The organism is Streptomyces sp. NPDC001507 (assembly GCF_042894765.1).
Lineage (GTDB): Bacteria > Actinomycetota > Actinomycetes > Streptomycetales > Streptomycetaceae > Streptomyces.
This window is the reverse complement of sequence record NZ_JBIAVV010000001.1, coordinates 1,021,666-1,039,626: the sequence shown is the minus strand read 5'-3', so window position 1 is coordinate 1,039,626 and position 17,961 is coordinate 1,021,666. Positions and strand designations below refer to the sequence as shown.

11 protein-coding genes and 1 pseudogene are annotated in these 17,961 nt (G+C 72.5%); 3 read left to right on the top strand and 9 right to left on the bottom strand.

Annotation, left to right across the window (positions count from 1 at the left end):
* Positions 1-15 precede the first annotated feature (15 nt).
* The 3 genes from ACFY0K_RS04675 to ACFY0K_RS04665 all read right to left on the bottom strand — a co-directional run bounded on the left by ACFY0K_RS04675 (position 16) and on the right by ACFY0K_RS04665 (position 5,851).
* Positions 16-1,623 (bottom strand): serine/threonine-protein kinase, encoded by a 1,608-nt coding sequence (locus ACFY0K_RS04675; protein WP_390638576.1) that lies wholly within the window; start codon positions 1,621-1,623, stop codon positions 16-18.
* Positions 1,624-1,666: 43 nt separating this feature from the next.
* A complete protein-coding gene (locus ACFY0K_RS04670; protein ID WP_390638575.1) occupies positions 1,667-3,184 on the bottom strand; it encodes a hypothetical protein in 1,518 nt (505 codons plus the stop codon).
* Positions 3,185-3,421: 237 nt separating this feature from the next.
* Positions 3,422-5,851, bottom strand: coding sequence for a SpoIIE family protein phosphatase (locus ACFY0K_RS04665; protein ID WP_390638848.1), 2,430 nt, complete (start codon positions 5,849-5,851; stop codon positions 3,422-3,424).
* Positions 5,852-6,110: 259 nt separating this feature from the next.
* On the opposite strand from ACFY0K_RS04665, the gene ACFY0K_RS04660 reads away from it, so the two are divergent.
* Entirely contained in the window at positions 6,111-8,204 is a 2,094-nt protein-coding gene (locus tag ACFY0K_RS04660) for a SpoIIE family protein phosphatase (RefSeq protein ID WP_390638574.1), read from the top strand.
* Positions 8,205-8,339: 135 nt separating this feature from the next.
* Here the strand turns inward: ACFY0K_RS04660 and ACFY0K_RS04655 are convergent, their stop codons facing one another.
* Entirely contained in the window at positions 8,340-9,038 is a 699-nt protein-coding gene (locus tag ACFY0K_RS04655) for an SDR family NAD(P)-dependent oxidoreductase (protein ID WP_390638573.1), read from the bottom strand.
* Between the two features lie 105 nt (positions 9,039-9,143).
* Here ACFY0K_RS04655 and ACFY0K_RS04650 point away from each other — a divergent pair, with 105 nt between their 5' ends.
* On the top strand, positions 9,144-10,022 hold the full coding sequence (locus tag ACFY0K_RS04650) for a helix-turn-helix transcriptional regulator (protein WP_390638572.1): 879 nt from the start codon (positions 9,144-9,146) through the stop codon (positions 10,020-10,022).
* A 143-nt stretch (positions 10,023-10,165) separates the two neighbouring features.
* Here ACFY0K_RS04650 and ACFY0K_RS04645 read toward each other — a convergent pair whose 3' ends face one another.
* The 3 genes and pseudogenes from ACFY0K_RS04645 to ACFY0K_RS04635 all read right to left on the bottom strand — a co-directional run bounded on the left by ACFY0K_RS04645 (position 10,166) and on the right by ACFY0K_RS04635 (position 13,278).
* Positions 10,166-11,812 (bottom strand): hypothetical protein, encoded by a 1,647-nt coding sequence (locus ACFY0K_RS04645; protein WP_390638571.1) that lies wholly within the window; start codon positions 11,810-11,812, stop codon positions 10,166-10,168.
* Between the two features lie 111 nt (positions 11,813-11,923).
* Positions 11,924-12,610: pseudogene (locus ACFY0K_RS04640) on the bottom strand (polysaccharide deacetylase family protein); the annotation flags it as partial.
* Positions 12,610-13,278: a glycoside hydrolase family 11 protein gene (locus ACFY0K_RS04635; protein WP_390638570.1), complete on the bottom strand. Its 669-nt coding sequence runs from the start codon at positions 13,276-13,278 to the stop codon at positions 12,610-12,612. The gene ACFY0K_RS04635 and the pseudogene ACFY0K_RS04640, both read right to left, overlap by 1 nt.
* 393 nt (positions 13,279-13,671) lie before the next feature.
* Between ACFY0K_RS04635 and ACFY0K_RS04630 the strand changes: the two genes are divergently transcribed.
* Positions 13,672-14,808, top strand: a complete 1,137-nt coding sequence (locus ACFY0K_RS04630) for a PP2C family protein-serine/threonine phosphatase (protein WP_390638847.1) — start codon at positions 13,672-13,674, stop codon at positions 14,806-14,808.
* Positions 14,809-14,965: 157 nt separating this feature from the next.
* Here the strand turns inward: ACFY0K_RS04630 and ACFY0K_RS04625 are convergent, their stop codons facing one another.
* Both ACFY0K_RS04625 and ACFY0K_RS04620 read right to left on the bottom strand, forming a co-directional pair.
* A complete protein-coding gene (locus tag ACFY0K_RS04625) occupies positions 14,966-16,495 on the bottom strand; it encodes an aldehyde dehydrogenase family protein (RefSeq protein ID WP_390638569.1) in 1,530 nt (509 codons plus the stop codon).
* Positions 16,496-16,521: 26 nt separating this feature from the next.
* Positions 16,522-17,919, bottom strand: a complete 1,398-nt coding sequence (locus ACFY0K_RS04620; RefSeq protein ID WP_390638568.1) for a 2-oxoadipate dioxygenase/decarboxylase family protein — start codon at positions 17,917-17,919, stop codon at positions 16,522-16,524.
* Between the last annotated feature and the right edge of the window lie 42 nt (positions 17,920-17,961).

The following is a 17,961-nucleotide window of genomic DNA, read 5'->3' as shown; positions in this document are numbered from 1 at the left end:
CTCACCGGGGTCAGCTCAGCCGTCGTACGGCATCACCTTGACGACCTTGCCCCGGCTGTCCGTCTGGAAGTACCCGGTCTGGCTGTGGTTGTTGCTGAGGTAGACGGACATCCCGGCGGGGTCGCCGAAGGCGTTGCCCGGCAGCACGAGGACCAGGTAGCGGCTGGTCGGATCGGGCACCTTGAGCTGCTTGCGGGCCTGGATCAGCAGCGAGGGGACCTTGTCCCAGGCGAAGCCGTCGAGGCGGACGGGCGTCCCGTCGTCGGTCAGGCTGCCCGAGATGATGTCCTTCTGCACGCCCTGGCCGGGACGGTAGGTGTACGAGTCGTACGCGGTGTCGCTGCCCTTCACCATCAGGTAGGCGATGACGTAGTCCGGGTACACCGTGAGGTTGCCGAAGCGGTCCCGGCCGGTCTGCTTCTCGAAGGCCGCGAGGGCGGTGCGGATGCCCTGCGGGGTCAGCAGGTCGGTGCCGGCGGTCCGCCGCGCGGCCGTGGGTGAGGCGGTGCCCCCGGCCGGGGGCGAGGTCGTGGCGTGCGCGGTGCCGGAGTCCGTGGCCCCGGAGGCGTGGCCGCCCGAGTCCGGCAGCAGCGTCCACGCGAGCGTGCCGGCCGCGGCCACGGCCGCCACGGGCAGGAGGAGCAGGGTGCGGCGGCGGCGCGGGGCGGGCCCGGGGGACACGGGCGCCGTGGTGCGCGGCCGCGCGTCCTGCGGCCCGGCGTCCTGGGGTGGCGCGGCCGGGGGCTGGAGCGGGAAGGACGTGGGGGTTTCGGTCTGCCGGGCGGCGCGGGCGAGCATCCGCTCCAGTGCGGCGGCGTCGGGGCGGACCGCGGGGTCGCGGACGAGGACGCGGGTGAGGACGTCCGTGAGGGGCCCGGCCTGGACCGGTGGCGGGACGTCCTCGGCGAGGACCGCGGCGAGCGTGGCGAGGGTCGTGCCGCGGCGCAGCGGATGGCGGCCCTCGACGGCGACGTACAGCATCATCGCGAGCGACCACAGGTCCGCGGCCGGCCCGCCGTCCTTGCCGGAGACCCGTTCCGGCGCCATGTAGTCGGGGGTGCCGATGACCGACCCGGTGGCGGTGAGGGCCGTCGACTCGCGGACGGCGGCGATGCCGAAGTCGGTGAGCACGGGGCGCCCGTCGGGGCGCAGCAGGACGTTGGCCGGCTTCACGTCGCGGTGTTCGATGCCCGCCTCGTGGGCGGCGCGGAGCGCGGCCAGCACTTCGCGGCCGATGCGCGCGGCCTCGACCGGGTTCATGGGGCCCGCGGCGAGGCGGTCGGCGAGCGAGCCGCCGGTCACGAGTTCCATGACGATCCACGGGTAGGTCCCCGGGCCGCCGTCGACGATGTGATGGATCGTCACCACGTTCGGGTGGTCCACCCGGGCCAGCGCGCGGGCCTCCCGCAGCACCCGTTCGCGCAGCAGCCGCGCGGCCTCCGGGTCCCACTCGGCGAGCCCGGGGTCGGCCGGCCTTACCTCCTTCACGGCCACGCTGCGCCGCAGCACCAGGTCGGTGGCCCGCCACACCGTGCCCATACCGCCGCCACCGAGCCGTGCCACCAGCTCGAACCGCCCGTCGACGACCCGTCTCGCGGGGTCGTCCCTGCCCTCGTCGTCCATGCGCGGGAGCTTAGTTGGCAGGTACGACAGCCTCTCACCCCGCTCAGTAGGTGGACCCCAGCGTCTGCGTCGTGTACGCGCACTCCGTGTAGAGGTAGCCGTAGCGCAGCTTGGCGGTGTCGGAGCCCGGGGTGGCCGTGCTGTCGTTCTTCGGCTTGTGCACGAAGTACGTGGTGCCGGGCGGGAGGCTGATCGTACGCTGCGGGTAGTTCCTGCCGCTGTCGCCGCACGGCTGCCAGCCGCTGATGAGCGAGCTGGCGAACGAGTACGCCTTGCAGCTCCCGCACGCCTTCAGGGTGAAGCTGCCGGTCACCGGGCCCGTGTACAGGACGGTGATGTCGTCGGGGCTGTCGTTCTTGACGGTCACGGAGATGCCGCCGCCGGAGGAGGTGGTGGGCAGCTTCTTGCCGGCGGCCGGGAGGGTCTGGGCGACCTCGGCGCCGATGGCGATCTTGCGGGCGCGGTCGCGGTTCTTGTCGTGCGGGTTGTCGGTGACGAACTTCTCCATGGTCTGCTGGGCCTGCGCGTAGTCACCGTCCTGGTACTCCTTGACGCCGCACTGGTACTGCCCCGCCGCGCCGCTGCGGTCGGCCCGGCCGGCGACCTTCGTCAGACCGTCGTCCTGGGCGCCCGCCCCGTTCGACAGCTGGAGGAGCTGTGTGTTCAGCGTGTCCAGCTGCTCGACGGCGCCGCACGGATCCTTCCCGGAGACCGCCTTCGCCGCCTTCTTCTCGGCGGCGTCCACGGCGGGTACGACCTTGGCGGCCTGGCCGGAGCCGGGGAAGGTGGCCAGCAGGTCGCCGAACCGGGTGACCCAGCCGGTCCCGCCGTCGGCGAGGCCCTTCGCCCCGCACTCGTACAGCGAGGTGGCCAGCCGCTCGTCGGGCCAGTGGGCGAGCGTGCCGAGCTGGTCCTTGGGCATGGAGTCGGGCACCGTCCGCAGGAACTGCAGCGGAGCGACGGCCGCGCAGTAGTCGCGGTGGCTGTAGGCGGCCGCGACCGTCGTGTAGTAGGTCTTCAGACGGTCGGGAACCTGGGCGGCGGCACGCGAGCCGGAGTGGTGGACGGCGAGGTCGCGGTAGACGGCCAGGGCGTTCCGGTAACCGGACCTGGCCGTGCCGAAGTCCTGCCCGGACGCCACGCTCACCTGCCGGTCGGCGCGGTCGAGACGGTCGAGGAGGGCGCGTTCGACGGCCTCGTCCTGTGCGCTGCCGTACCAGAGCGCGCCGCCCACCGGGACGGCGAGCAGGGCGATGCCCAGGACGAGTGCGACGGGCCGCCGTCCCGGCCACGCCAGGCGGGTGCGCAGGCCGGCGAACCAGCCGTGGACGGCGGCCAGCAGGAGGAGAAGGGCGTACAGGACCAGCGCGGTTCCGGGTACGCCGTCGGCGTCCGCGGGCAGGGCCACGAGCAGCAGGACGGCGGTGGCGGCCAGACACACGGCCAGCGGGATCCGTCTTCGCAGCAGCAGGTAACCGAGGCCGAGGCCGCTGAGGTTGAGCAGGGCGACGGCGGTGGCGCGCAGGGCGTCCGGCGGGGCGGGCGGCGGGGCCGACGGCATGGGCGGGACGAAGGGGCCCGCAGTCGGGAAACCCGGCCCCGGGGCGGCGTGTCCGGGGAACGCCTGGTGCGGCAAGCCGTGATCGGGCGGCCGCTGGTGCCGAGGTTCCTGGTGCGGACCGTACGCGTCCCCGGACATGGCGGCTCCCCCAATTGCTGCCGAATCCTTCGGAATTGATAGCGTACGGCCATACGTGCGAATGTGACAGGGGAACAAGGACGGCCGGTACAGGACCGGTCACACTCCGGGGATCTCCTGCTCAGCCCAGATGATCTTGCCTTCTCCGGTGTAGCGGGCGCCCCAGCGGTGGGCGAGCTGGGCGACCAGGAAGAGGCCGCGCCCGCCCTCGTCGGTGCTGCGGGCGTGCCGCAGCCGGGGTGCGGTGCTGCTGGCGTCGGCGACCTCGCAGGTCAGCCGGGCATCGCGCAACAGTCTTAGCCGGATGGGCGGTTCGGCGTAGCGGATGGCGTTGGTGACCAGTTCACTGACGATGAGTTCGGTGGTCGTCGCCAGTTCGTCATAGCCCCAGGCGACCACCTGGCGCACCGCCTCGGCGCGGACGTCGGCGACGGCCGCCGGGTCGACGGGCACGTCCCAGGAGACGACATGGCCGGTGCCCAGGGCATGGGTGCGGGCCAGCAGCAGGGCGATGTCGTCGGGCTGGGGAACGGGGACCAGTTGCTGCACGGCCGACGTGCACAGCGTCTCCAGGTCGGCGCCGGGGCAGGCCAGCGCGCCGCGGAGGCGGGCCATGCCCAGGTCGACGTCCTGGTCGGCGCCTTCGATGAGACCGTCGGTGTAGAGGCCGAACAGGCTGCCCTCGGCGAGTTCGATCTCGGTGGCCTCGAAGGCCATGCCGCCGAGCCCGAGCGGCGGTCCGACGGGGATCTCGGGGAAGTGGGCGTGGCCGTCGGGTGAGACGACGACCGGTGGCGGGTGTCCGGCGCGGGCCATCGAGCACCGCCGGGTCACCGGGTCGTAGACCGCGTACAGGCAGGTCGCCCCGACGAACGTGTCGGAGCTGCCCTCCGCCACCGCGCCCGTGCTCTCCTCGTCCCCCAGCCGCAGGACGAGGTCGTCGAGGTGGGCGAGAAGCTCATCGGGGGGCATGTCCATGTCGGCGAGGGTCTGTACGGCGGTACGCAGCCGGCCCATGCTCGCCGCCGCGGCGAGGCCGTGCCCGACCACGTCGCCGACGACCAGCCCGACCCGGGCGCCGGACAGCGGGATCACGTCGAACCAGTCGCCGCCGACGCCGTCCGACGCGTCGGCCGGCAGGTAGGAGGAGGCCACCTCCAGGGCCGTGCCGCCGGTCAGGGCCTGGGGCAGCAGGCTGCGCTGGAGGGTGACGGCCGCCGTGTGCTCCCTGGTGTAGCGGCGGGCGTTGTCGACGCAGAGTGCGGCGCGCGCGACCAGTTCCTGCGCGAGCAGGACGTCGTCGGGCTCGAAGGAGAGCGGGTTGAGCGAGCGGGCGAACGTGGTGAGGCCCAGGACGGTGTTGCGCGCCCGCATCGGGACCGAGATCAGGGTGTGCAGTCCGAACTCCCGGATGCGGGCGGTCCGCGCGGGCTGTTCGGCGGCCCAGTGGGGGTCGTCCGGGTCGAGTTCGGGGATGAGGACCGGCTCGCCGCCGATGAGCAGGTCGACGCCGTGCGGCGGGGGCAGGAAGTCGACCTGGTCGCCGATCCGCGCCACGGCCTCGGGGCTGCCCTCGCGGACCGTGCGCAGCGCGGCGCGCCGCATGACCGCCCGGGCGGGGGCCGGGCCGGCGTCGGGCAGCCAGGTGCCGTGTCCCTCGTTGCTGAGGACGGGTTCCAGGAGGTCGACGATGACGAAGTCGGCGAAACGCGGGACGGCGAAGTCGGCGAGTTCCTGGGCGGTGCGCAGTACGTCGAGGGTGGTTCCGATGCGGGTGCCGGCCTCGTTGACCATCGACAGCAGCTGCCGGGCGTTCCAGCGTTCGGTGACGTCCGAGACCATGTAGCAGACGCCGGTCACCGTGTCGTCGGGATCGACGAGCGGAAAGAACGACGTCGAGTAGGCGCGCTGCCGGTGCGGATCCGACCAGCTCCAGCCGAGGTACTCGTAGTCGGTGACCGGCTCCCGGGTCGTCAGCACCTTGCGCATCAGGCCTTCGATGGTGGTGCCCTGGAGACCGGGCAGCAGTTCGCTCAGCCGGCGGCCCAGGCGCTGTTCGCGGGGGACCCCGCCGAACTGCTCCAGGGTGTCGTTCAGCCAGACGTACCGCAGGTCCAGGTCCATCACGGCCATCCCGATCGGTGACCGGGTGAGGAACCCGTCGAGGACGGACTGGCCCACCGTCCACTGCGGGCGCTGCTCGCGCGCCGAGACCAGGAAGCACTCGGTGCCGCGGATCCGGAAGGCCGCGGAGACCCGCAGGTCGACGACGACGCTGCGGCCGTCGAGGTGCCGTAGGCGGACGAGGCCGCTCCATCCCATGCCGGAGCGGCAGCGCTCGGCGACGCCCGCGGCCCGGGCCGGGTCGACGCGCATGGCGAGCAGCCGCGCGGCGCGGCTGCCCAGTACCGCGGCGGCCGGGTGGCCGAGCAGGGCCTCGGCGCCACGGGTCCAGCCGATCACGTCGCCCTCGACCGACAGCACCGCCGCGGCGTCGCTGGAGGCGTCCAGGAGGTGGTGCGGCCCCATGGTGGTCGGCACGTCGACATCTTCTCGCGGAGAATCCATTGGCTACATCCTGTACGTACCCCCATGTTCCTGCTTGTCCACCCGTGGCGCAGCGGCCCTGACGTGGACCGGGACGGACGCCTCGACACGGTGCGTGAGATTGGGTGCGGAGCGGGGTACCCGGCCTGGAGTTGGGGCGAGCCGCACACCGGGGGCAGCATGGAAGGGCCGTGGCTGCGGCATCGGCATCGGCCCGGCGGCCGGTGGAGGTGGTTGAGGGATGGCGGTGGATTCGCTGCGGTCCGGTGACGCCGAAGATTCCGGCGGCTCCGGCGGCGCGGAGTACGGCTCCGGCATACCGCGTCCGACCGGACTGCTTGACGTGCTGAGTGTGGCCGCGGTGGCGCTGGACGTCCAGGGCCGGATCGTGTTCTGGACGCCGCAGGCCGAGGAATTGTTCGGCTACACGTCCGAGGAGGCCCTTCGCCGGAACGCGGCGCGCCTGCTCGTCCAGCCGGAGCATCTGAAGTCCGCGGTGAAGGTCTTCACGGACGTGCTGGAGACCGGGCACAGCTGGGCCGGGACCTTCCCGGTCCGGCACAAGGACGGCAGCAGCCGGCTGATGGAGTTCCGCACCATGCGGCTCCTCGACGACCTGGGCGACACCTACGCCCTGGGCATCGTCGCCGACCACACCCTGCTCCAGCGGCTGGAGACCGACCTGGCGCTGTGCGAGCGGCTGATCAGCCAGTCCCCGATCGGCCTGGCCCTGCTCGACCCCGATCTGCGCTATCTCCTGGTGAACCCGGCGCTGGAGCGGATCGACGGCGTCCCCGCCGAGGAGCACATCGGCCGCCATCTGCGGGAGACGCTGCCGCTTCCCGACATCGACACCGTCGAGTCGGCGCTGCACCAGGTGCTCACCACGGGCACGCCGCTGCTCGACCAGTACCACGTGGGACGTACGCCGGCCGACCCGGAGCACGAGCACGCCTGGTCGCTGTCGTTCTACCGGCTCGAGGACCCCGGTGGCCGGGTCCTGGGCGCCGCGACCTCGGTGGTCGACGTGACGGAACGGCACCGCGCGGCCGCCGAGGCCGACCGGGCCCGGCGCCGCCTCGCCCTGATCGCCGACGCCTCGGCCCGGGTGGGCACCTCGCTGGAGGTGGAGCGCACGGCGCACGAGCTGGCCGAGATCGCCACCCCGGTGCTCGCGGACGTGGTCGCGGTGGACGTGCTCGACGCGGCGCTGGCCCTGCGCCGCTCGCGCCGCCCCGACAACGGCTCGGAGCTGTTCCGGGCCCTCGCCCTCGAGGCCGCCCAACCCACGGTCGCCCTGCGGGCCGCCGACGCGCCCGGTGACCTCGCCTCCTACGAGGGCGACCGGCTGGTCACGCTGTGCGTGCACACCGCCCGCCCGGTGCTGGTCCCGCGGGTCGGCAAGCAGGACCTGCCGCGCATCGCCCGCAGTCCGGAGGCCGGGGCGCTGCTGGAGGAGGCGGGCGTGCACTCGTATCTGGCGGTGCCGCTGATCGCGCACGGCGAGGTGCTGGGCGCCCTCGACCTCAAGCGGACCCGCAATCCGCTCCCCTTCGACGAGGACGACGTCGTCCTCGCCACCGAACTGGCCGGGCGGGCGGCCGTGGCCATCGACAACGCCCGCTGGTTCCAGAGCGTGCGCAACACCGCCCTCACCCTCCAGCGAAGTCTGCTGCCCGACCACCCGCCCGAGCACACCGGCCTGGAACTTGCCTCCCGCTACGAGCCGGCGCAGGCGACGAGCGAGGTGGGCGGCGACTGGTACGACGTGATCCCGCTGTCGCAGGACAGGACCGCGCTGGTCGTCGGCGACGTGATGGGCAACGGTATCGACGCGGCCGCCACGATGGGCCGGCTGCGGACCGCCACCTGCGCCTACGCGGACCTGGAGCTGCCCCCGGACGCGGTGCTCCGGCACCTCGACCGGATCACCTGCGACCTGGAGCACTACATCGTCACCTGCCTGTACGCGGTGTACGACCCGCACACCAGGAGCTGCGAGATCGCCAACGCGGGCCACATGCCGCCCGCGCTGGTGCACACCGACCGCCCGCCGGCCCTCCTGGAGCTGCCGCCGGCCGCCCCGCTCGGCGTCGGCGGCATATCCTTCGGGACCACGACCATCACCCTCGACCCGGGCGACCTGCTGGTCCTGTACACCGACGGCCTGGTCGAGACCCGCCGCCATCCCATCGACGACCGCCTCGACGTCCTCCTCGGCTTCCTCGACGAACCCCACCGCCCCCTGGAGGAGACCTGCGACCTCCTCCTGCACGGCCTCCGCCACCCCGACGACCACGACGACGTGGCCCTGCTGGTGGCCCGGGCCCTCTGAAAGCGCCCCGAAGGCGCGCGGGGACTGCGCGACCAGCCCCGCGGCGCCGCGGACACACGACGGCACAGATGTGGAACGCCGTCCGGACCGCGCGGTGTCCTGTCCTTCAGGGCCGGTGGCCCGGCACCGCCGGTCTCAGGACCAGGCGATCTCGCCCTGGCGGTCGATGAAGCGCCCGGTGCCGGCACCGGGCCCCTCGGTGGCGAGGGCGACGATCGCGTCCGTGCCCTCGGTGAGGGTCTGGGGGCCGCTGTGACCGTTCATGTCGGTCGCGGTGTAGCCGGGGTCGGCGGCGTTGACGCGAATGCCCTTGAGCCCCTTGGCGTACTGCGTGGTCAACATCGTCAGCGCCGCCTTCGAGGAGGCGTACAGCGGCACGACGACGTGCGACTCGGACCGGCCGGGGTCGTGGGTGAAGGCGAGGGAACCCATGCCGCTGCTGACGTTGATGATCACGGGGTCGTCCGAACGGCGCAGCAGCGGCAGGAACGCGGTGGTGGTGCGGACCACGCCGATGACGTTGACGTCGAGGACGGCGCGGGCGTCGGCGGCGGTGAGGTCGCCGGGATCGCCGAAGGGACCCTGGACCCCCGCGTTGTTGATCAGGACGTCGATCCTGCCCTCGTGCCCGGCGACGTCCGCGGCGGCGGCGGCCACGGACGCGTCGTCGGTCACGTCGATGGGGACGAAGCGTGCGCCCAGCGCCGCGGCCGCCTCCGCACCCCGCTCACGGTCGCGGGCTCCCAGGAGAACGGTGTGACCGCACGCGATGAGGCGGCGGGCGGTCTCGCGGCCGATGCCCTTGTTGGCTCCGGTGATGAAAGTGATCGTCATGCATTCGATGGTTGCCTTGACGAGGGAGCCGGACCAGGGACGCTTCGACGGTGGGAAGACCAGTACCACCCTCGCGCCCCCGCAGGTGATCGGGGACGCGGGAGGATGGAGCGCATGACGACGACACCCCCCGGAGCTGGACTGGGCGCGATGATCCGCACGTGGCGGAACCGGCTGCCTCCGTCAGCCGCTGGGCTGCCGGTCGTCCGCAAGCGCCGGGCTGTCGGGCTGCGGCGCGAGGAACTGGCCGACCTGGCCGGAGTGTCGGTCGACTACGTCGTGCGCCTCGAGCAGGGGCGGGCCACGACACCCTCGGCGTCGGTGGTGGCGTCCCTGGCGCGCGCTCTCCAACTGTCCACCGCCGAGCGGGACCACCTCTACCGGCTGGCCCGGATCGTGCCGCCGGCCGACGGCACGATCCGCGACCATCTCCCGCCCGGTATGCAACGGGTACTCGTCCGCCTCGGAGACGTACCGGTGGCCGTGTTCGCGGCGGACTGGCAACTCGTGCGGTGGAACCACGGGTGGGCCGCCCTGCTGGGAGACCCCCTGGCCTCGCCGCCACGGATGCGCAACTTCGCCCGCGACAGGTTCCCGGTGGACGCCGATCACACCCGCCTCGCGCTGTGGCCGGTCACCGAGGCGGATCCCGACACCGCCGACGCCGCCGTCGTCTCCGATCTGCGCCGTGCCACCGGCCGCTTCCCCCGGGACAGCCGCCTTGCCGCGCTGGTCCGCGACCTGAACGCAGGCAACGAGAGGTTCGCCGAGCTGTGGGCGACGGGAGAGGTGACCGCGAACCGCGAGGTCCGCAAGAGGATCGATCACCCGTCGGTGGGCCCGGTCACGGTGGACTGCGATGTCCTGACCGACGGCGACACGGAGCTCAAGATCGTCATCATGACCGCCGCGCCGGGCAGTGAGGACGAGACCAAACTCCAGCTCACCACCGTCGTCGGCGCACCGGCCGGCACGCGCAACTGACCTCGTCCGGCCTGCCCGCGCCCTCGGACGGGCCGACCCGGTTGACCAGTGCGGGCGGCCTGGAGCGTCACCGCGCCCGGGGCCGGCCTCCGCGCGTCCGCCGCATTCTGACCAGCCAGCGCCGGGCGCAGGTCGGCGGAGGCTCACTCTGTCCGGCAGAAGCACGACGCCTCGATCGGCACGTCCGCCACAGCCGCCGCCAGCCGCAGCTGCTGACCCACGATCCGCGCCTCGCCCTCCCGGCCGAGCCGCCGGAGGCACTCGTGGAAGCCGTGCAGCGCCCACACGTTGCCCGGGTGCTGCAACGCCCGGGGCAGGGTGTCGTCCAGCCCGAGGTCGGCCCGGTAGACCGCCTCGGCCTCGGCGATCCGGCCGCGTTCGAGGAGCAGGGCGCCGTAGGCGTGCCGGGTGGGCTGCATCCAGCCCCAGGGTTCGTCGTACGGGAGGTTGTCGTCCAGGTCGACGGACCGGCGCAGCTCGGCGAAGGCCGTGTCGAAGTCGCCCTTGCGGTAGGCGAGTTCGCCGTCGAGCATGGCGGAGGCGATCGCCAGGATGTCGACGCAGGTGTTGTTGAACAGCATGCGGGTCTCCGGGACGGCGGCGACCGCGTCCCGGAAGCGGGCCCGGTCGGTTAGGGCCTCCGCGATCCGGCCGGTGGCCGCGTGCGCGACGCCGCGCGCGTAGTGCAGCATCGCGGTGGTGACGCAGTAGAGCCGAGGGTCCGCGGGCAGCGGCAGGCGCAGGATGTCGTCCCAGCGGCCGAAGCGGACCAGGACGTGCACCCGCATGGCCAGGAAGCCCTCCAGCCAGTCGGCCATCGGGGGGCTCTGCACCCGCAGCAGCTCCTCCGGTACGGCGGCTTCCAGCCGTTCCGCCGCGGCGAGGGCGTCCTGGAGGCGCCCGAGGAACATGGCGCCGTAGATACCGAAGTGCAGGTTGTGGCAGCGGTAGAGGGTGTAGAAGTTCATGGCGCCGGCGCGGGCGAGGTACTTCTCGTCGGCGGCGACGGCCGCGGCGTTGTCGGAGACGACACGCCGGTAGTCGCCGCAGAGGACCTCCAGGTGGGAGGGCATGTGCTGGAGGTGCCCGGCGTCGGGCACGAGGTCGCGGAGCCGGTCGGCGACCGGCAGGGCGGCTTCGGGCGTGGGCGACATCTCCATGAGGTGGATGTAGAGGTGCAGCAGCCCCGGGTGCCCGGCGCCGGCCTCGGTCCCGAGGGCCCGCTCCAGCACGGCCTTGGCTTCCTCCGTGCGGGCCCCGTCGGCCGGGCGTCCGCTGCGGATGTCCCAGAGCTGCCAGGGGGTGAGGTTCATCAGGGCGTCCGCGTACAGGGTCGCGACGTCGAGGTCGCCGGGCGCCAGTTCGTAGGCGGCGCGCAGGCTGTCGGCGTAGGCGGTGTTCCACACCGAGCAGGCCGCCGCGTCCGGGGCCTCGGACTGCGGGTAGCGGGCGCGCAGCGCCTCGATCAGGGCGCGTTCGACGGGGGTCGCGGGCGCCGCCTTGGCGTGGGCGCGTTCCACGGCGGCGTGGGTCCGCTCCACCGTGTCCGCCAGGTCGTCCGGGTCGAAGAACTCCCAGGGTTTGTTGTAGTTGGGGCCGAGGGCGTAGGCGATGCCCCAGTCGGCCATGGCGCAGTCCGGATCCGCCGCGCCGGCCGCCTCGAAACAGCGGACGGCCTCCTCGTGGTTGAAGGCGTAGGTCCAGTTCAGCCCCCGGTCGAACCAGGTCTGTGCGGAGGCGGACGAAGTCGTCACGCGCCGGCCGTGACTGCCCAGGTCGTAGTAGTCCACGGTGGCGAACCTAGCGACGCGGGGCGTGCCGGTGGTCCCCGTTCATCCGAAGTCATGAGGGTGGCGCGGCGGTTGACGGGCCGTCGCGCCACTCATGCCGGTGTTGTCTCAGGGTGCGACCGCGCGGCCGGTCTGCGGGGAGATCCGCCCGGAGCACAGTCCCTTGGCCGCGAGAGTCTGTGCGATGCGCGGGATCGCGGCCAGGGTGTTGGCCGGCCACTCGTGCATGAGGATGATCTGGCCGGCGGTGAGCCGGGAGACGGCCTGCACGACGGCGTCGGTGCTCGCGCCGTTCCAGTCCTGGGAGTCGACGTCCCAGATGATCTCGGTGAGCCCGTACTTGGCCTCGACCGCCCGCACGGTGGCGTTGGTCTCGCCGTACGGCGGCCGGAACAGGACCGGTGTCCCGCCGCCGGCCGCGGCGACGGCCGACTGGGTGCGGGAGATCTCCGAGTCGATCTGCGCCTGGGTCTCCTGGGTGAGGTGCGGGTGGGTGTAGCTGTGGTTGCCGACCCACATGCCCGCGCTGACCTGGGCCTTGACCTGGGCCGGGTAGGCGGCCGCGTACTGGCCCTCGTTGAACATGGTGGCCCGCAGCCCGTTCGCCTTCAGGGCGCCGAGCAGGCCCGGGGTGTGGGCGGTGGACGGCCCGTCGTCGAAGGTGAGGCCGACGTAGCCGGCGCAGCCGGCGGAGTGGGCGGGGGCGGCGCCGACGGCGAGGGTGCCCGCGGCGGCCAGTGCGACGGCGGCAGCGGTCGCGGCCAGGGGTCGTAACGAGCGTTCCGCTACGGCCCTCATCACGCCACCGTGATGTTCGAGCTGCCGCTGCTCTGGTAGCCCTCGGTCGCGAGGATCTGGTAGTAGCTGAAGCTGCCTAGGGGCATGCCGGCCCTGGCCCAGGCGTCGAAGTGGTTGCCGGTGGTGATGGTGCCGCCGGTCCGCTTCGACTGGCGGACGCTCCAGTACTGGTTGAACGTCTTGGTGCCCTCGACGGACGGCGCGTTGTACCGCGTCGTGAGGTAGATGTCGTAGGTGCCGCCGTCGCTGGTGACGCTGCCCTTGTACGTTCCGGTGGGCCGGTAGGTGCCCCAGTTGTCGACGATGTAGTACTCGACGAGCGGGTTCGAGGTCCACCCGTAGAGGGACAGGTAGCCGTTGCCGGACGGGCTGAAGCTGCCCGAGTAGGTCACGTTCCGGCGGGCGCCGGTGCTCCAGCCCTTGCCGCAGACGAAGTTGCCGGTGTTGCGCCAGCTGGCGCCGTAGTTGCCGCCGGAGCCGAGGGTCATGGAGACCGTGCCCTGTGCGTCGGTCCAGAACGAGTAGTAGTAGCCGTTGTTCGTGCCCGTCTGGTTGGTGGTGACGACGGTGGCGGCGCGGGCGGTGCCGGGCAGGGCCAGCCCGGCGGCGGCGCCCAGCAGCAGGGCGCCGGCGCTCCTGCGGCTCAGGGCATGGTCGAGCGGGTTCATGGGATGCCTCCTCGTGGGGCCTGTGCGGGTAAGGCCTGGTGGGGAGTGTTGGTCTGGCCATGTCACCTGTCAACGGTTTCGGTAATTATTTCGAAACCTTCGACTCACCGGGCGACGCATCTCCGCAGTTGAACCCCCTGACGAACCATTTGAAGATCATCATCTTCGAGGTCTGATGAAGATGAGATCAATGTGCAGATCTCAAATCTACGAATGTTGCGACACATGGCTCGAATGCTGCTGCGGACTTGGGAACATGCCGCTGAGTGGAGCAATCACCGGAGTTCCCGGCGCCGGGCGGGGAGGCTGGGTGTCTTGTCTAGATTCGTATGCCAGGAGTCCCGGGTGAGGCACGACGGTCCCAACCCACCACTGCCCGCGCCACCCGCGTGGATGCGCTGGCTACCGGTCCTGTACGTCGCCGCCGTACTGCTGCTCGAACCGGTCACTCCGGTGCAGTGGCCGGTGAGTTTCGCCCTGATCGCACTGCCTCTGGTGACCGCCTTCGCCCACCCGCCCGTCGTCGTCGCCGTCGCCACGGTCTTCGGCATCGGCCTCGAACTTTTACTGGCCGGAACCCCGTGCTGTGCGGGACGCGCCGTCGCCTACGTCTGGGAACGCCACTATGTGGCCGCCTACGCGTGCACGGCTCTGGTGGGTGCGCTGGGCGCGATCCTGGCGGCACACCGGATCCGCCGGGAACGCACCCTTGCGGACGTCCGGTTCGTGGCCGAGATCGCCCAACGTGTCCTGCTCAGGCCGGTCCCGCACCGGATCGGGAACCTGCTCCTCGAGAGCTTCTACCTGTCCGCCGCCGCGGAGGCACGCATCGGCGGCGACCTCTTCGAGGCGGTTCCGACCGCGTACGGGGTACGGCTGCTCATCGGGGACGTGCGCGGCAAGGGTCTGCTCGCGGTGGAGACCGCCGCGGCGATGCTGGGCGCGTTCCGCGAGGCGGCGCACGACGAACCCGACCTGCGTGCGCTGGTGGAGCGGGTGGACACCAGCATGACCCGCCGGGCGGACCGGCTCGGCGGGACCGAACTGGGCGAGCGGTTCGTGACCGCCGTCTTCGCGGAGATCCCGGGGAAGGAGCGGATCGTGCGCGTCCTCAACTGCGGCCACCCGCCGCCGCTGCTCATCCGCCCCGGCGAGGTGAACGAACTGGACCGGGGGCAGCCGGGTCCGCCGCTGAACCTCGGCATGCTCGTCGGGGATCCCTATCGCGTCGAGACCTACTCCTTCGGCCCCGGCGACCAACTGCTCCTGTACACGGACGGTGTCACCGAGACCCGGGATCCCGAGGGCGCCTTCTACCCGCTGCTGCAGCGGCTGCGTTCGTGGGGTCCGATGCCGCCCCCGGAGCTGCTGGAACGACTCCATCAGGACCTGCTGGTCTACAGCCACGACCAGTTGCAGGACGACACGGCCGCGCTCACCGCCTTCCTGCTGCCCGAGGAAGCGGCCGGGACCGCTCGCTCCGGCCAGGACGACACGGTCACCGGGGAGTCCGGCGAGCCGCTGCCCTGACGCAGCCGAGTCCTTCGCCGGGGAGGCCGCAGCCAGCCCGCCCGGTCACCCCGCCCGGCCGCCGCGGCACCACGGCAGCGACCTGCATGCCCACAGCCGCCCGGCGGACCGCGGCGTAGCTGTTCGTCTCCGCCGAGGCCGTTCGGTACCACCGGGCTCAGAGGAAGCTGACACCCTGGGCCAGGGTGAGTTCACCCGAGTAGTTGACCGTGTTGGTGGCGGAGCGCATGTACGCCTTCCAGGCGTCGGAGCCGGACTCCCGGCCGCCGCCGGTGTCCTTCTCACCGCCGAAGGCGCCGCCGATCTCGGCTCCGGAGGTGCCGATGTTGACGTTGGCGATGCCGCAGTCGGAACCGGCGGCGGAGAGGAAGAGCTCGGCCTCGCGCTGGTCGCGGGTGAAGATGCTGGAGGACAGGCCCTGCGGGACGTCGTTGTGGAGCGCGATCGCCTCGTCGAGGGTGTCGTAGCCGAGGACGTACAGGATCGGTGCGAAGGTCTCCTCCCGTACGACGTCGGTCTGTTCGGCGACGCGGACCAGGACCGGTTCGGTGTAGGCCGCCGCGGGTGCCGCCTCGGCGAGCCGCCGGTTGCCGCCGGCCAGGAGCTTGCCGCCGTCGGCCTGGACACGGCTGAGGGCGTGCCGCATGCGGTCGAGGGCGCCGGTGGTGATGAGCGGGCCGACCAGGGTGGCGGCATCGAACGGGTTGCCGACGGGGAGCCTGCCGTAGACGGTGGTCAGGCGGTCGGCGAGGGTGTCGGCGATGTCGCGGTGGACGATGAGCCGGCGCAGGGTGGTGCAGCGCTGGCCCGCCGTGCCGGCCGCGGCGAAGACGATGCTCTGGACGGCCAGGTCGAGGTCGGCGGAGGGGGCGACGATCGCGGCGTTGTTGCCGCCGAGTTCCAGCAGGCTGCGGCCGAAGCGGGCGGCGACGCGCGGGCCGACCTCGCGGCCCATGCGGGTGGAGCCCGTGGCGCTGACGAGGGCCACTCGCGGGTCGTCGACGAGCCGCTCGCCGACCGTGCGGTCCCCGAGCAGCAGGCGGTGCACGTCGCGCGGGGCGCCGCTCTCCTCGGCGGCGCGGGTGAGCAGGCGGTGGCAGGCCAGGGCGGTCAGCGGGGTGAGTTCCGAGGGCTTCCAGACCACGGTGTCGCCGCAGACCAGGGCGACGGCGGTGTTCCAGGACCAGACGGCCACGGGGAAGTTGAAAGCGGAGACGACGCCGACCACGCCGAGCGGGTGCCAGGTCTCGGCGAGGCGGTGGCCGGGGCGTTCGGAGGCGATCGTACGGCCGTACAGCTGACGGGAGAGGCCGACCGCGAAGTCGCAGATGTCGATCATCTCCTGGACCTCGCCGAGCGCCTCGGAGCGGATCTTGCCCGCCTCGACGGTGACGAGGTCGGCGAGGTCGCTCTTGTGCTCGCGCAGCAGCTCGCCGAGGCGGCGGACCAGCTCGCCGCGGCGCGGGGCGGGGGTGGTGCGCCAGGTCAGGAAGGCGGCACGGGCGGCGGCGAGGGCGTCTTCGACGTCGGTGGGGGTGGCCGCCCGCAGGCCGAAGAGGTGTTCGCCGGTGACGGGGGTGCGGGCCGGGAAGTCGTCGCCCTCGGTGACCTGTGCACCGATGTTCCGCAGGCAGGCCCGGGCGCGGGCGCGCAGCTCGTCCGTGGTGGGCAGCGCGGTGCTGGTCATCCTGGTCCTCCGGGGGTGTGAAGGGGTCAGCTGACGGGCTCGGTGAGGCCGAGGGCGCGGGCGGTCCGGGCGAGGGAGCGGTTCTGCTGCTGCTCGTAGAGGGCGTAAGGGTCGAGGACTTCGCGGCCGATGGCGCCGGAGAGCCAGCCGGCGTCGTAGGCGGTGCCCTGCGCGTCGTTGTCGCGGGTGCCCTCGCCGCTGAGGTTGGACTGGAAGATGCCGGCGGCGGAGCGGGGCAGGAAGTCCTCGTAGACGACCGGTTCGGCGCGTACCCAGCCCTGCCGTACCAGCTCGGCGATGGAGGCGGGCGGGGTGCGCCCGTCGCGCGGCCGGTCGTCGGCGACCCGGTAGGTGAAGTACGCCAGCCCCTGGACCGCCAGTTCCTCCTCGCTGCCGGGCAGGTGGCGCTCCCAGACGGCGCGTGCGAGGTCGGCGCGCGCCGTCTCGGGGTGCCGGGCGGCCTGTTCGTCGACGCGGCCGAGGAGTTCGTCGTACAGCGCGCGGCCCGCCCGGGTGAGGGCGATGCCGCGGGCCTCGACCTCGCCGAAGCGCACCCGCAGGGCGCCGCTGACGACGCTGCCGTCCTCGGTGCGCATCGCGCGGGGCTCGGCCAGGGCGCGGAAGGAGGTCTGCCGGAGCAGCACGTCGGGGCCCTTCCAGGCCGGCGGGCCCTGAATGGTGTCGATCATCTCGATGCCGCGGCCGGTCATCCGGCGGTACAGCTCGTCGATGTCAAGGACGCGCGGGGTGAGGTGGTTGACGTGGGTGCTGCGGACTCCGCCGATGTCGGCGGCGACGGCGGAGACCCTCTCCAGGGTCCGGTACCAGGCGCGGTCCACCGGTTCGGCCGACAGCTCGAAGGCCTGGACGGCCAGTTGCAGGAAGCGCTCGGCGGCTTCCGGCGGCAGTTCGCGGTCGGCCGCGGCGCGGTCCGCCAGCGCGAGCAGCTCGGGCGGGAAGAGTTCGCGGGCGGCGAGGAAGGTCTCCAGGCGGGCGCGCAGGTCCGCGTCGAAGAAGCGGGCGTCGGCGGGGGTGAGCAGGGAGGTGAACACGCGGAAGGGGTTGCGGGCGAGTTCCTCGCCGTCGACCGGCCGGAAGGCGGTGGAGACGACGGGGACGGCGCTGGCCGCGGCCTCCCGCAGGTCGTAGAAGCCGACGGGGTGCATGCCGAGGGCGCCGAAGACGCGGGCGACCTGGCGCAGTTCGCGCGCGGTGCCGACCCGGATGGCGCCATGCCGCTCGGCGGTGACCCTGCCGATGGAGCCGAGGCGTTCGGCGTCGGCTCCACGGGCGCGCAGGACGTCCTCGTTCACCTCGCGGGAGACGTCCACCAGCGTGGTGTAAGCGGGGACCTCCCGCCCGTACATCTCCGACAGCCGCACCGCGAAGGCGGCCCGCAACTGCCATTGACCGATCGTTGACATGGTTCGGCCCTCCGGTCGGCGACGGTGCCGCGATCACGCCTT

What these genes read in the sequence shown, in the direction of transcription:
- ACFY0K_RS04675 (WP_390638576.1), bottom strand. Translation starts at nt 1,623, where the DNA reads ATGGACGACGAGGGCAGGGACGACCCCGCGAGACGGGTCGTCGACGGG.
- ACFY0K_RS04670 (WP_390638575.1), bottom strand. Translation starts at nt 3,184, where the DNA reads ATGCCGTCGGCCCCGCCGCCCGCCCCGCCGGACGCCCTGCGCGCCACC.
- ACFY0K_RS04665 (WP_390638848.1), bottom strand. Translation starts at nt 5,851, where the DNA reads ATGGGGCCGCACCACCTCCTGGACGCCTCCAGCGACGCCGCGGCGGTG.
- ACFY0K_RS04660 (WP_390638574.1), top strand. Translation starts at nt 6,111, where the DNA reads ATGGCGGTGGATTCGCTGCGGTCCGGTGACGCCGAAGATTCCGGCGGC.
- ACFY0K_RS04655 (WP_390638573.1), bottom strand. Translation starts at nt 9,038, where the DNA reads ATGACGATCACTTTCATCACCGGAGCCAACAAGGGCATCGGCCGCGAG.
- ACFY0K_RS04650 (WP_390638572.1), top strand. Translation starts at nt 9,144, where the DNA reads ATGGAGCGCATGACGACGACACCCCCCGGAGCTGGACTGGGCGCGATG.
- ACFY0K_RS04635 (WP_390638570.1), bottom strand. Translation starts at nt 13,278, where the DNA reads ATGAACCCGCTCGACCATGCCCTGAGCCGCAGGAGCGCCGGCGCCCTG.
- ACFY0K_RS04630 (WP_390638847.1), top strand. Translation starts at nt 13,672, where the DNA reads ATGCGCTGGCTACCGGTCCTGTACGTCGCCGCCGTACTGCTGCTCGAA.
- ACFY0K_RS04625 (WP_390638569.1), bottom strand. Translation starts at nt 16,495, where the DNA reads ATGACCAGCACCGCGCTGCCCACCACGGACGAGCTGCGCGCCCGCGCC.
- ACFY0K_RS04620 (WP_390638568.1), bottom strand. Translation starts at nt 17,919, where the DNA reads ATGTCAACGATCGGTCAATGGCAGTTGCGGGCCGCCTTCGCGGTGCGG.